The sequence below is a fragment of the Synechococcus sp. RS9916 genome (genome assembly GCF_000153825.1).
Classification (GTDB): domain Bacteria; phylum Cyanobacteriota; class Cyanobacteriia; order PCC-6307; family Cyanobiaceae; genus Synechococcus_C.
The window spans coordinates 1531176-1544232 of sequence record NZ_DS022299.1 but is presented as its reverse complement, the minus strand read 5'-3'; the positions used below and the strand labels follow the sequence as shown (position 1 = coordinate 1544232).

The 13057-nt window shown below is 57.7% G+C and carries 13 protein-coding genes and 1 tRNA gene; 6 read left to right on the top strand and 8 right to left on the bottom strand.

The window, feature by feature from the left end; genetic code table 11:
- Positions 1-77 precede the first annotated feature (77 nt).
- Together RS9916_RS08345 and RS9916_RS08340 are read right to left on the bottom strand one after the other, a co-directional pair.
- Positions 78-3509 carry a calcium-binding protein gene (locus RS9916_RS08345; RefSeq protein WP_007098915.1) on the bottom strand — a complete coding sequence of 1144 codons (3432 nt, stop codon included), beginning with the start codon at positions 3507-3509 and terminating at the stop codon, positions 78-80.
- Between the two features lie 149 nt (positions 3510-3658).
- Positions 3659-4642: a glutathione S-transferase C-terminal domain-containing protein gene (locus RS9916_RS08340; protein WP_007098914.1), complete on the bottom strand. Its 984-nt coding sequence runs from the start codon at positions 4640-4642 to the stop codon at positions 3659-3661.
- A gap of 49 nt (positions 4643-4691) precedes the next feature.
- On the opposite strand from RS9916_RS08340, the gene RS9916_RS08335 reads away from it, so the two are divergent.
- The gene (locus RS9916_RS08335) at positions 4692-5621 is read left to right on the top strand and encodes an aspartoacylase (RefSeq protein WP_038023511.1); all 930 of its coding nucleotides are present in this window, start codon (positions 4692-4694) and stop codon (positions 5619-5621) included.
- Here the strand turns inward: RS9916_RS08335 and RS9916_RS08330 are convergent.
- The 4 genes from RS9916_RS08330 to RS9916_RS14920 all read right to left on the bottom strand — a co-directional run bounded on the left by RS9916_RS08330 (position 5618) and on the right by RS9916_RS14920 (position 7072).
- The gene (locus tag RS9916_RS08330; RefSeq protein WP_007098912.1) at positions 5618-6025 is read right to left on the bottom strand and encodes a hypothetical protein; all 408 of its coding nucleotides are present in this window, start codon (positions 6023-6025) and stop codon (positions 5618-5620) included. The genes RS9916_RS08335 and RS9916_RS08330 overlap by 4 nt on opposite strands.
- Positions 6026-6045: 20 nt before the next feature.
- The gene (locus RS9916_RS08325; RefSeq protein ID WP_232199557.1) at positions 6046-6435 is read right to left on the bottom strand and encodes a hypothetical protein; all 390 of its coding nucleotides are present in this window, start codon (positions 6433-6435) and stop codon (positions 6046-6048) included.
- 112 nt (positions 6436-6547) lie between these two features.
- Positions 6548-6883, bottom strand: a complete 336-nt coding sequence (locus RS9916_RS08320) for a hypothetical protein (RefSeq protein ID WP_071961605.1) — start codon at positions 6881-6883, stop codon at positions 6548-6550.
- Between the two features lie 48 nt (positions 6884-6931).
- Positions 6932-7072, bottom strand: a complete 141-nt coding sequence (locus RS9916_RS14920; protein WP_198003415.1) for a hypothetical protein — start codon at positions 7070-7072, stop codon at positions 6932-6934.
- Positions 7073-7315: 243 nt separating this feature from the next.
- Here RS9916_RS14920 and psbA point away from each other — a divergent pair, with 243 nt between their 5' ends.
- The 3 genes from psbA to RS9916_RS08305 all read left to right on the top strand — a co-directional run bounded on the left by psbA (position 7316) and on the right by RS9916_RS08305 (position 11100).
- Complete coding sequence (psbA, locus tag RS9916_RS08315) at positions 7316-8395, top strand: photosystem II q(b) protein (protein WP_007098908.1); 1080 nt, start codon at positions 7316-7318, stop codon at positions 8393-8395.
- Between the two features lie 157 nt (positions 8396-8552).
- Complete coding sequence (locus tag RS9916_RS08310) at positions 8553-10091, top strand: TRIC cation channel family protein (protein ID WP_007098907.1); 1539 nt, start codon at positions 8553-8555, stop codon at positions 10089-10091.
- A 67-nt stretch (positions 10092-10158) separates the two neighbouring features.
- Positions 10159-11100 carry a bile acid:sodium symporter family protein gene (locus tag RS9916_RS08305; RefSeq protein ID WP_007098906.1) on the top strand — a complete coding sequence of 314 codons (942 nt, stop codon included), beginning with the start codon at positions 10159-10161 and terminating at the stop codon, positions 11098-11100.
- Here RS9916_RS08305 and RS9916_RS08300 read toward each other — a convergent pair.
- Positions 11026-12279, bottom strand: a complete 1254-nt coding sequence (locus tag RS9916_RS08300) for a DUF389 domain-containing protein (protein ID WP_198003440.1) — start codon at positions 12277-12279, stop codon at positions 11026-11028. The two genes, RS9916_RS08305 and RS9916_RS08300, sit on opposite strands and share 75 nt — an antisense overlap.
- A gap of 123 nt (positions 12280-12402) precedes the next feature.
- Between RS9916_RS08300 and RS9916_RS14515 the strand changes: the two genes are divergently transcribed.
- A complete protein-coding gene (locus RS9916_RS14515) occupies positions 12403-12552 on the top strand; it encodes a hypothetical protein (RefSeq protein ID WP_007098904.1) in 150 nt (49 codons plus the stop codon).
- A gap of 58 nt (positions 12553-12610) precedes the next feature.
- Here the strand turns inward: RS9916_RS14515 and RS9916_RS08295 are convergent.
- Positions 12611-12683: transfer RNA gene (locus tag RS9916_RS08295), tRNA-Thr, on the bottom strand.
- Positions 12684-12724: 41 nt separating this feature from the next.
- Here RS9916_RS08295 and RS9916_RS14510 point away from each other — a divergent pair.
- The gene (locus RS9916_RS14510; protein WP_071961564.1) at positions 12725-12982 is read left to right on the top strand and encodes a DUF3493 domain-containing protein; all 258 of its coding nucleotides are present in this window, start codon (positions 12725-12727) and stop codon (positions 12980-12982) included.
- Positions 12983-13057 lie beyond the last annotated feature (75 nt).

The window sequence follows — 13057 nt, the reverse complement described above, 5'->3', positions numbered from 1 at the left end:
AGTGTGCTCAGCATTCTCCGAAAAAGAAAAAAAGCCTGCCCCCAGGGGGCAGGCGCAGGGTGCATGAGGTGAAGAGATCAGGCGAGGGGGTCGATGAAGAATTCCCTCTGTGCCCAGACGGGTTGCTGCTGACGCTCTTGGCCTGGTTCCCATGCCGTGTGCGCCATGGAAACCGTGGAGGCAAGGGTGCTTTCCACAGTCTCTGCCGGCAGCGTGGTGCTGGCTTGTTCAACTGAGTTGAGGGAGTCGACTTCTGCGGTCTGAGGGCTTGTCCCGGGTTGTAAAGGGGCGCCGATGTTGTCGTTGGAGAGGCCAGCAGAAGGAGCGCCAGTTAAAGCGTCGTTTTGAGCGGCCCCATCATTTTGGTTGTCGATCGAAGCGCCAATGATCTCATCGGTATCGATATCGCCCCAGTCGGCATTAGCTTGATTGCTCTGCTCTTCCGTCAGAGGCTTGACTGTCAACAGGCCTTGGCTGTTGCGTTCGGTATCAGTGAGGATGACTCCCTTGTTGATATTGGAGAATTTAAGGACTTTTTTGTTGCTGTTGTCGGTCGTTTTGGTGATAAAGCCGCTGCTTTGGCTTGTGTTGCTGTAAGTGAGTTTGAATGTCTGGCCGGCTTCGAGGTGGGCGGCAAGTCCATCAATAAAAAGATGATCGTTGCCACCCTTGCCGTCGACAAGTGTTGTCTTGTTGAGTGTTTTGTTGGCTGGATCAGTGTTGAAGTTGCTTGAGTAGCTGATGAATAGTGTGTCGTCATATTGGGATCCGTTTGTGGTCCCAGTGGCCCCTGTTTGCAGCGTGTATCCGAGGTCTTTGCCGGACAATGATTCGGCATTGGTTAGCGTGTGATTGCTGCCTCCCCAGGTGCGAATAATCTCGACGTTGGAAACTTCGTCTGTCCACGATTTGCTGCTATCAGAGACTTTAATCTTTTCGTTGTTGGTCGAGGTCTTAATCGAGACGGCCGCTTTTAGGGACTTGTAGCTGACGGTATCAGTGCCTGATCCTCCATCTACAGTGTCAGAGCCTTCGCCAGGTTCAAAGAAGTCGTTTCCTGATTCGCCTTTTAAGACGCTATTGCCGTTGTCGCCCATGATTCGGTCATGGCCTTCGAATCCATTGGCTTTTAGAGCGGTCGTCTTCGAGACATTGTCATCGCGCTTGATGATGATCCTGTCGTTTCCGATGCCGCCTACTTCATCATCCTCTTCGCGCGAAATATACTGCCATTGAGAATCTTTTGAAAAGACGTAGTGCGCCTTCCCGTTTGTTACTCCAAGGTGAAGAAATTTCTGAAAGTAGGTAGCATCATTGTTGTGCTTTAAAGCATTGTTGCTTTGTTCTCTAGTGAGATGGATCTGCCCAATGACTCGAGCTTTGTTGTCGTCGACTTGGTCATTCCGTGTGGAGTGAAGGTTGAGGATGACTCCTTTGGCTGGGTCCCATCGGTAAGTGACTGTCGGTGCGATTTGGGGGGTGAAGTTGAGTTGATCTCGGCCGATTGTGAAGTCTTTGAATGTGTCGTATGTACGCTTGCTAGTGGTATCGAAGGGCTGGACTTTGAGGTCAGTTGGAACGAGTTGGTTGATTTGGCCTCTGCGTTTGTCGATCAAACGCTTCTCTTTCAGTTCTTTTTCGATCCGGGCATCTTCTGCCATTTGGTTGAATATTGTGTCGTAGACGATTGCTCCGACTCCGAGTGCACCTTTGGCGAATTTTGCGTATGATCCTACATCAAATTTTGTGGCGTATTCGTCGACTTTTTTTGTGATTTTTCCAGTTGCTAGTTTTTTTGCTTGCTTGAAGCTCGGTGATGCTGTCAAGCTTCCTAGGACTCCTTTATGGGTTGACCGTATTTCCTCTTCGCTTTTGGTTCTATTTGCAAAATTATTGAGTTCTCGTACTGCTTTGAGTAGAGACTGTGCCCCTTTGATCTCGATTTGTTGGATGCCGCTGTCGCTATGATCTGCGTGGAGAACAATCGTGTGGCCGTTGCTATTTCCGAGCTGATGAACCTTTCCGAATGTTTGGACGACAGAGGAATCTATTTCGTAAGATGACGACCATATCTCTTGGGGGGCGAATCCCTCGGTTGGTTCTAATTTGCTGAATCGTCCAGAATTAGCATAGATTTTTGATTTGTCAGTTGTGGCACTATTTGTATTGCGCTTAAAATTGTTATCGCCGATTACTCCCCCTCGATGTGAGTCGCCTGTCGAATTGGTGACGTCGTTGTATTGGATGTTGATGTATCGGGAGTAGATATTGGAGAATCGACCAGTTTGTGCTCCTCCCTTGGCAGTATTTTTTCGAAAGTCGACATTGTCGAAGGTGAATGAGGATTTTTCGTTGTCTTTCGCGAAGCTGCTGATGATTCCAAGGGCTGCTCCGTCTCCTCCGCGCCCAGGTTTTCCACCCTCAGTTCGTGTGGGGTCACTGGCTTTCGTTGGTGCTGATGCCCATTCGCCGCTTCGACCACTGGCGCCCTGCTTGTTTTTGTACGTCCAGCTTGGGCTGTTTCGATATTCGTACCAGAAGGGCCATTTGTTTAGCCAGAATCGATTGTTTCCTGCATTGGCACCGGCGCTACCACCCACTCCACCGCCGGCCCCAAAATTGCCATTGCCCCCATTTCCTCCTCGACCTCCACTCCCCCATCGCTTGCTGTCACCGTCATAGCCAGGCTCTGTTTCATTCCCCCACGCGTAAACGGAATTTTTGTGTCCACCGCCGCCGCCGCCGCCGCCGCCGCCAGCTTCCCCGAAGAGTTTGCCATCGTGGCCATGGCCACCTTTGCCCCCAATAATCCTGCTCGGATCATTTTTGTAAGAGGGGTTCATGAAGCCTTTGTTACCTGCTTTCCCATTGCGTATCCAGGGACGGTTGCTGTTTGATTGACTTGTTTTAGAAGATGAATTGAATCCTCCGCCATGGTCTCCTTTCTCGCCAGATGTGGCCTGTTGGATTTTGTTGCTGTTATGGATATAAAATGATTGTCCACCCCTTGCTCCTTCGGCTCCCTTTCCTCCTTCGACCGTGTTGCCTTGAAAGCTGCTTTCGCGCCAAGTCACGTGGCCGTTGAAATGCAGCAGGGCTGATCCTGCTCCAAGTCCGCCGCCGCCTCCCTTCTTGCCGTCGCCGCCCTTGACGTGGCTGTTGATGAGGTGCATTCGGGTGACGTCAACCTTCAGGTCCTCGACCTGGCCTGCGTTGACAGAGGAGTCGATGTTGTTCTGGTTGCCGATTTGGAATAGTGGCCCGGATGCAGATTCGCCATCAATGATGATATTTTTGGTGAGTTGTTTGTTGAATGTCCAGTCTCCTTTCTCCAGGTGGTAGCCAGTTTTTACTTTGATGTGAAGGCTTGAAGTAAAGGCAATTTCAACCGCTTTGCCTTCTTGTACCGCTTGATTACCTTGGCGAATGGCTTCCCGCAGGGATCCTTCGCCGTCGTCGTTGTTGTTCGTGACCTTGATCACGAAGCGCGCTGTGGTTGCTGTCGTCATTGCTGAGTACCTGAGATGTTGTGGTGAGGCGTGGCCTCTTTGACATCCACAAGGTCTCTGCGCTCCTGGTGAGGCTTGCGTTCGCTTGCTGGTGGGGTCTCGGGTCAGATCGGGTGAAAATCAGGTGACTCGATTGCTCCCAGTTCGCGCTACTGGGGTGCCGCGCTGATCAATGTGTTCAGGTCCGGCCCCGCAGGAACCAGTCCGCCGGGATTGAGCGGGAAGAGCGCGCCGAAGTAATCCCGCCGCCAGGCCTCGCCATCGCAGGTGGCTGCGACTCCGGGCAGGGCGTAAAAGCGCTGGCGCCAGCGCCATAGGGCAGGGAACATCCACAACGGCCTGGCGCTGCAGCCAAACAGGGGGGCATACACAAGCTCCCAGCGGATCAGGGTGGGAAACAAGCGCACATCGGCGATCGTCAGCTGTGCACCGCACAACCACGGCCCTTTTTGCTGCAGAGCCGCTTCCACTTGGTCCAGGGCGGCGAACAGTGCGTCGCTGGCCTCGTCATAGGCCTTCTGCGTTCGAGCAAAGCCGCAGCGATACACCCCATCATTCACTGCTGGTTGCAGCAGGGTTTGCCAACGCTCGATGGCCTCTTGGGTGCCTTGCGGGGCCAGGTCTGGGGCTCCATCCCCGCCAGGCCAGCGATTGAGGGCTTCGCTGAGGGCCGCACTGTCATTGCCCAGGAGTTCCGCAGCACAGTGGCCATGGTCTCCGGGATCCACCAGTGCCGGCACCGTGGCGCGGTGATTGGGGGGCGTGCCGCAGTGCCGGTAGAGCTCCACCAGGGTGCTGCAATCCATCCAGGTCGGTTCCAGGGTCCAGCGTCCGGCGCGGTGATCGGCCGTGGCCATCAACAGCTCGAGGCTGCCTTCCAGCTGCCTGAGCCTGTGCATCAGCCAGGTGCGATGGGCCCAGGGGCAGCTGCGTCCGATCACCAGGCGTGGGCGCTGCAGCACTGAGCGCCGATCCAGAGCAGCAGCATCAGGCACGGTTACCTCCAGACGATCACTGGGGGGACGCACATAGCGCCCCTCGGTGTCGGCTGGCCCGAGCCCTTGCATCAACTGGCGCCACTGCCAGCGCCAGCCTTCCCGTGCGGTGGCGACGACCAGTGGTGGAACAGCCATGGGCTCCGATCTGCATCAGTGCCAGTCTGGTGTCCGTGGCAGGGGGTGCATGGCGAGTCCGCGGGTCTTGGTGGTGGCCGGAACCCATGGCAACGAGATCAATGCTCCCTGGTTGCTTGACCAGTGGCAGCAGCAACCGGATCTCATTGATGCCTGCGGTCTTGAGGTGGTCCCAGTGATTGGCAATCCTGCGGCGCGGGAGCAGGGTCGGCGTTATCTCGATCGGGATCTCAATCGCAGCTTTCGCCCCGATCTCCTGGAGCAGGCAGCGGCAGGGACATCAGCGGTGGACCGAGAAATGGCTCGTGCCCAAAGCCTGGTGCGTGCATACGGCCCGAAAGCGCCGAAACCTTGTTCGCTGGCTCTCGATCTGCACAGCACCACGGCGGCGATGGGCAGTTCCCTTGTGGTCTACGGCCGTCGACCCGCTGATCTGGCCTTGGCTGCGGGCGTGCAACAGCGCCTGGGCTTGCCGGTGTATCTGCATGAGGCAGACCTGGCCCAACAGGGCTTTCTGGTGGAGCGCTGGCCGTGCGGTGTGGTGATCGAGATCGGGCCCGTGCCTCAGATGGTGCTCACGTCTCGCATCGTTGAAGCAACGCGGCTGAGTCTCCAGGCCTGTCTTGAGGTGGTGGCCGAGGCCTCGCAGGGCCGGTGGACTGGGCCGCAGTCTCTGCTGGTGCACCGCCATCTCGGCAGTGTGGATCTGCCCCGTGACGATCAGGGCCGCCCTCTCGCCTGCGTGCATCCCAGTCTTCAGGGGGCTGATTGGCGTCTGCTGATGGACGGCGATCCCTTGTTCCTCAAGGCTGACGGCAGCGAGATTCTCTACGACGGCCCCTCGGGCCGGGTGCCCGTCTTCATCAATGAGGCAGCCTACGGCGAAAAGGGCATCGCCTTGAGCCTGACCGAGCGTGAGCGTTGGCCCTTGGAGCGGTCAGCGCCAGAAGCCTTGACCGCTCTATTGAGGGCGTCTTAGCGCGGGGCTCCGTTGTAGATCACCTGTTCAACGGCGGTCCCATCCGGGGCGACCAGAATTTCCGTCTCGGTTGTGGCAGGGCTGTTGTTTTCAGGCCAGCCTGGCTTGCCGCCCAGGAAGAGGAAGGTGAAGCCGTCAGCGTTGTTGCTGATCAGGCAGGAGCCACCTCCGGCGCTGGTTTCAAACATGCAGGGTTGGGGCCGATACACGCCCAGTCCGCCGTTCTGCGTCACTGCGGTGTTGCGGGCGAGGTTGAGCGCTCGCACCTGCGCGGCTGGCACCTGGGCCTGCACCAGGCTGGGGAGGGCCACGCCAAGTGCAGCTGCGCCACTGAGGGCAGCCAGGAGAGTCAAAGGACGAAACCGATGCATCGTGAGGAAGGGATTCCCTTCAGTGGTGGCCACCGGTGATGACGATGTCAACGTCAGGGCAAAGCGGTATTGCTAACGGTTTGGATGGTTTCACCGTCGGGAGTGACCGTCACGGTGGTGAGGGTCGTGGGTTGGGCAGGTTGGCGCTGCTGCCATCCGGGAGGGCCCCCTTGGAAACGAAATACGTACCCGTTGCTTGACTTGTTCACCAGGCAGGCAGGGGCTCCCGTGCTGTACATGCAGCGAGCGGCACGGTAGTTCGCTACCCCGCCATTGAGGGATTCCGCCCGCATGCGGGCCAGGTTGGCAGCACGGGTTTGCGCGACCGGCATCGCCTGGGATTGCGCACTGGTTGGCGCCATCAGGTTTGACCCCGCCATCAGGATCAGTGCCATCACTGCGGAACGGGTGACACCAAAAGGTGTGGAGGGAGGAACAGACATGCCTTTAATCCTGCATGCCTTTAATCCTGGCGATTGAGGGGCCTGCAGGCATGTCTGGGTTTAACGGCAGGTCTGACTGGATGTGACCGGCAAGCGCGTTAGCGCTGCTACTTCAGCCACAGACCCAAGTGTTTTGCTCTTCGGTGCAGGGGAGGTTGGTGGTGGTGCCGTCTTCCCAGTAGATGCGCAGTCGGTCATCGACTGTCCCCAGCCTCAGCGTGAGTGATTTCACGGGACCTGGAGGGGTCTTGTCGCCTTGATCAGGTCTCTCTGTTGTTCCTGAATCGATGCGGCTTTCGAGTTGTTGGAGGCGGTAATCGAGACGCTTAATCGCCTCGCCTTGCTCGATGGCGTTCGGATTCTGCGGTTGCGCAGTGCATCCGGCTGCGAGACAGCCGACGGTGCTGATCAAGGCCAGAACGCGCAGCTGGCCGGATCGGATGGACATGGGTCGCACGGATTTCATGGCTGCCTTGCCTGCAGCCAGTCTGCTGCCTCAGCCGTAATGCACCAGACGTTCACTCCAATACACAACAGCGCCCTGAGCCTCCAGCTCAAGACGGCGATGGCGGGCCTGGGTGAAAGGCACGGTTTCTTCCAGGCGTTGCCCGGATTGGAACCAACGGATCAGAACCACGCGCTCAATGAGTCTCAATTCGAGAATCTTAAGTCTTTGTTGAGTTCCCCTCGGCTCCGGGTGGCTGGCTTGGCCTGTTTGCTCAAGAACTCGTGATGTAAGAGGCCTGCTGCTGGTCGGCCACCCCTTGCGTGAGCGAGATCTCATTTGCGTTACAACGCTCAATCTTCCGTTACACTGCGGCCGGCAGGGCTTCCTGCCCTTCCGTAACCCGTCTCTTCGGAGACCTTCTTTTCCGTTCTCATGACCACCACCATTCAGCAGCGCTCCGGCGCCACTGGCTGGCAGCAGTTCTGCGAGTGGGTCACCTCCACCAACAACCGCCTCTATGTGGGCTGGTTCGGTGTGCTGATGATCCCCACCCTGCTGGCCGCCACCACCTGCTTCATCGTTGCGTTCATCGCAGCTCCCCCCGTCGACATCGACGGCATCCGTGAGCCCGTCGCCGGCTCCCTGATCTACGGCAACAACATCATCTCCGGTGCTGTTGTTCCTTCCTCCAACGCCATCGGCCTGCACTTCTATCCCATCTGGGAAGCTGCTTCTCTCGATGAGTGGCTGTACAACGGCGGTCCTTACCAGCTGGTTGTCTTCCACTTCCTGATCGGCATCTTCTGCTACATGGGTCGCGAGTGGGAACTCTCCTACCGCCTCGGCATGCGTCCTTGGATCTGCGTTGCTTACAGCGCACCCGTGGCCGCTGCTTCTGCAGTGTTCCTGGTCTACCCCTTCGGTCAGGGTTCCTTCTCTGACGGCATGCCCCTGGGCATCTCTGGCACCTTCAACTTCATGCTGGTGTTCCAGGCCGAGCACAACATCCTGATGCACCCCTTCCACATGCTGGGTGTGGCTGGTGTTTTCGGTGGCAGCCTGTTCTCCGCCATGCACGGCTCCCTGGTGACCTCCTCCCTGGTGCGTGAAACCACCGAGAGCGAGTCCCAGAACTACGGCTACAAGTTCGGCCAAGAGGAAGAGACCTACAACATCGTGGCTGCCCACGGTTACTTCGGTCGCCTGATCTTCCAATACGCCTCCTTCAACAACAGCCGCAGCCTTCACTTCTTCCTGGCTGCCTGGCCTGTCGTTGGCATCTGGTTCACTGCCCTGGGCGTCAGCACCATGGCGTTCAACCTCAACGGTTTCAACTTCAACCAGTCCATCCTTGATGGTCAGGGCCGCGTCCTGAACACCTGGGCTGATGTGCTGAACCGCGCCAACCTCGGCATGGAAGTGATGCACGAGCGCAACGCTCACAACTTCCCCCTCGACCTGGCTGCTGCTGAGTCCACTCCTGTGGCTCTGCAAGCTCCCGCCATCGGTTGATCGAGACAGCCTGAGGCTGAAGTCTCCAAAAGATTCAGCTTCGGTTGAATCGGAAAGCCCCCTCCGCAAGGTGGGGGCTTTTTCCTGATTTTTTATTGGCAGATACCAGATGTTCCAATGCAGGCTGTCAAGAATTGGGTGACACCCAACAGGATTCATGCGCCGCCAACGAACGGCATGGGGAGCTGGCTGCTTGCTGCTCCTGCTGCTGGTGACTCTCAGTCACGGAGTGCGCGTTCATGCCGCCTCGGTTTCAGAGCTTCGTGGCGGCTGGTATCCCTGGATGCCCTATCAATACATCGACGCCAAGGACGATGGGCAGAAGCTGACCGGGCTCGACGTCGAACTGTTCCGAGAAATTTTCGAACAGAAGCTTCAGTTCACCCTTGATCTGCCCCAGCTCAACTGGGACGAGCATCAGCAGCTGTTGAGGGAAGGCTCACGCGATATCGCTGGAGGGGCCTTCATGACCCAAGAGCGTGGTGAGTACGCCTACTTCTCTGATCCCTATCGAATGGAAGACATTGTGCTGGTGGCACGTCGGAGCAGCGTTAAAGCCAGACAACTGCTGGAGAAGCGTGCCTTTATCAAGCGCTTCCCGAGCAGCCGACTGAGGCTCGGAGTTGTGGATGGTTACGTCTATGGAGACTTCCTTGATGCGTTTCTGAAGGACCCCGTCAACCACAAGCGTTGGCTTTCAAGCTCGGATGAACAGTCGAATCTTCAAAACCTCGTTGAGGGAAAAGTCGACTTGGTGGCGGTTGATCGCTTGGTCGGGGCAACGCTGATCTGGGAGAACAACTTTGGTGATCAGTTGGTGATAGGTGAACAGCCCATCTTTAGTGGCCCAATCGTGGCTTTGTTCAGTCGTCGCAGCACCTCGCCCGAACTGGTTCAAGCCTTCAACCATGCACTCAAAACGATTCGGGCTAATGGCACTTACAACATGATCGTGCGTGGGCACCTCTTCCCCATGCTTCTTGGGCTGGCCGCTGATCAACCGTGGTTCAAGCTGCTCGACATCATCGGGACTGCAGCATTTGCGTTCTCGGGTGTTCTTCTCGCACGCAAGGAGAACTTCAGTCTCTTCGGCGCTTTTGTGCTCGCCAGTCTCCCTGCGGTGGGTGGTGGAATCCTCAGGGATCTGATTGTCAATCGAGACCGCCCTGCGGTGATGGACTCCTCTCATCACCTCGCTGTGGTCTGTCTTGTCGTGCTGATCAGCTATGCGGCACTTCGGTTGCCTGAGCGTCATTTCCGTCTGCAATTGCTCCCTGTGCTTGAAACCAAGGGCTACTGGATCATCCAACTCCTTGATGCTGTGGGCCTTGCCGCATTCACAGTGGTGGGTGTGATCGTTGCTGTCGAGGAGCGTTGCAATCCGCTCTTGGTCTGGGGGCCGATCCTTAGTGCCATGACAGGAGCAGGAGGTGCAATCCTTCGGGATGTGATCAGAGCTGATGCAAGCCATCCAGCTCTCCATCATGAGCTCTATGCCGAGATTTCTCTTCTCTGGGGATTTCTTTTCTCGCTCTTCATCGTCAGCTATGCGGATGTTGAAAGCTTCAATCTGATGTCCATAAAGGTCGCTGTCGCCCTCACTGGCATTGGCTGTTTGTTGTCGCGAGTGGTTGTGATTCAGCGTCGCGTCAAGGCACCATCCTTCACCGCTCGGAATCCAGTCTCCAACAGCTGAATGATCCAGGCCTCTGACAGGCAGAGGTCATGGATTCGGTAAATTCTGGACTCTTCCGTCTGTCTTGATGATCGCTGTCGCGCTTTCTCTTGGACTGGCGTTCATCATGTTCACGCTGGGCATCACGCTCCGGCCTGAGGATTTCAGACTCGCTGTTGTGCAGCCCCGTGCCTTGGTCGCTGGCGCCATCGCCCAGGTGCTGCTGCTGCCGTGCGTGGCATTCAGCCTGGTGCTTCTGTTTGGCCTGAAAGGAGAACTCGCAGTCGGCGTGATGATCCTCAGCGGATGTCCTGGCGGCGTGACATCCAATCTCTTCACACGTCTGGCGCGAGGCGATGTGGCGCTTTCGATCTCTTACACAGCGCTGGCCAGTGTGATCACTGCCGTGACGCTGCCGCTGCTTCTGATTGGGTCGGCTCAGGTGCTGATGCCGGGCTTGGATGTTTCCATCTCCACCCTCGGGCTCAGCCTCAAGATGATTGCCATCGCCACCCTCCCGGTGTTGATCGGCGTGTCCCTGAACGTGCGGGCTCCAGGTCTTTGTCGACGGTTGCGTCCCTGGTGTGACAAAGGATCCAATGTCCTGATCACTCTGGTGATCCTGGCTGCGGTTCTCAGTCAGTGGTCACTGTTAACGGCCAACCTGCTTGTTCTTGCTCCGCTGCTGCTGGTTCTCAATCTGTTGATGTTGGCCATTGGTCTCGGGGTCGGTCAGCTCCTCGCCCTGCCTCGTACACAGGTGACCACTCTGGCGATTGAAAGTGGTTTTCAGAACGGGAGTATCGGCATCGTCGTCGGCACGCTGTTGGCTGGTGATGCGGTGACGGCTCAGCTCTCGACGTACAGCCTGCCATCGGCGATCTATGGCGTTCTCATGTTGTTCACGGTTGTTCCAATGGTGTTGTGGCGTCGCGCAACTGCTGTCTCGCCCGCCTCACTCCTCGAGGACAGTCTCCCGCTTCGCAGCCGATCCACCCTCCCCCGGCCGGCGTTGCGACGTCTGAAGTGAGTCTTCGCCGATTTCGGCCGCTGCTTCTCTCCCAGCCGGAGTGATGCCTGTTTGTTGGATCGGCTCCTTGTTGGCTTGTTCGCTGTCCACGTCTTGCAATGGGGGCTTGTTTTGGTTTTGGCCGTTCTCAGCAGACTCGTTTTGGCGGTGGGTGTCCTGCGGCAACGGCGGCATTGGCCCGACAACTTCCACCGCAGTGCGCTCGACGACCAGTTGGAACGTGCCCCTGTGGCGCTTGTTGATTTGCTTCTGCACTTCACGCACCTGCGTGTAGGTGGGGAAGCGCGGGTCACTCACTCTGACCAGTGCTCTGATTTCCGGTGGTGTCTGGGTCCAGTCGATGCGGACGGATTCCAGGTCAACGGCCTCGCTTTCTGGCACCCCATCCACATCACCGAAGGTGATGGTTTCATTTTCCAGGAAACGTTGGATGGTTTGTCCCACCATCTCTCGCGTGCTCTCCTGATGTTTGGCCCGCAGCAGACTGATGAAGCCGCTGCCGAGGGGCACCACTAAGAGTCCCGTCAAGACAAAGCTGGCTGCACTGAGATGGCTTCGGGTCAGCTGTTCCCGGAAGTAGGGGTCTTTGCAGGCCATCAACACCAGTCCACCGGTGAGGATGCCCAGCAGATTGGTGCAGAACAACAGCCCCGCCCCACTTGCGGCGGCCAGAGCCCCTTGGGAGAGCAGCAGGCCCATGACACACACGGGCGGAACCAGGGCAACAGCGATGGCTGTGCCGGCCAGAGAGCTGACAGCATCGCTGCGCAATTTGGCGTAGGTGGCCAACCCCCCCGCCACCAGTGCAATCCCAAGATCGAGCAGGTTGGGGCTGGTGCGAGCTGCCACCTCTGATCCGAACTGAGGTAACCCCACCAACCAGCCCAGAGCTGCTGAGAGGGCGGTGGTCAGCAGAACTCCGGCCGCCAGGGTGATGAGGGAACGCACCAGCAGGGACACGCTGCCCAGAAGAACGGCAAACGAGCCTGCTCTCAGCGGAAGGATCCAGGGGGCGACCACCATCGCGCCAATCACCACAGCGGCACTGTTGGCCAGGAGTCCGAGGGTTGCGATCAGGCTTGCGCCCACGGTCAGCACGATGAAGGCCTCATCCAGCGCAGCGTCGCGGCCGTAACTGCGATGCAGCCGCTCGAGTTTGGTCGGCTCCATGCCGGTCATCGGCATTGCTTACCCAGGCCCCACAGTCTGGCCAGGGTGTGATCCCGCGCACAGCGTCGTGGGACCCTGCTCACAGGCCATGGTCATGGCCTCGCTGACAGTGAATTCAGTTGCCCATCAGCGATGAAAGAGCTTCTTCACGGCACCCTTTGTGTCACTGCTGCCCTGTGCGTTGGCGCTTTGCTCGCTGTTGGCTCCTTTGTTGTGATCGAGGCGCTGCTACCACTCGATCCAGAGACGGCGTGGTTGGTTGATGCAAACGCTGAAAGCTGATCCGCCCACAGACAAGGGAGCAGATTTGGTCCCTCAACGTATTGAGAGACAGAAACAAAGCCGATGACCTGACTTGAACAGGCGACCCACGCTTTACGAAAGCGTTGCTCTACCAGCTGAGCTACATCGGCATCGACAGGAACTTAACATTCGGCACTGCGGCGTCAGATGCGTGAACGGTCAGAACTCCAACGGTCAGTTGGATCCCGCCTTGAAGGCGCGTCTGCTCAAGGAATCACGCACCCCCTGGAGAGGTCTCCGGAGGTTGGTCTGGGTCGCTCTCTTCGCCTCCGGCGGCCTCGGGTTGCTCGTCATGAGCTTCCGGGTCAGCGCTGGTAACAGTGTCGTCCTCACTGATCTCGGCATTCAGATCGGCGCCGTTGTCCTCTTCGGTGGATTGCTCTGGTTCGACCGTTCCCGAGACGACTGAGGGGAGCTCTTCGAGATTCGCTTCTTCGGCAGCAGTAACCTCAACGTCCTCGTCGGCTGGAGCCTCGACAGGCTC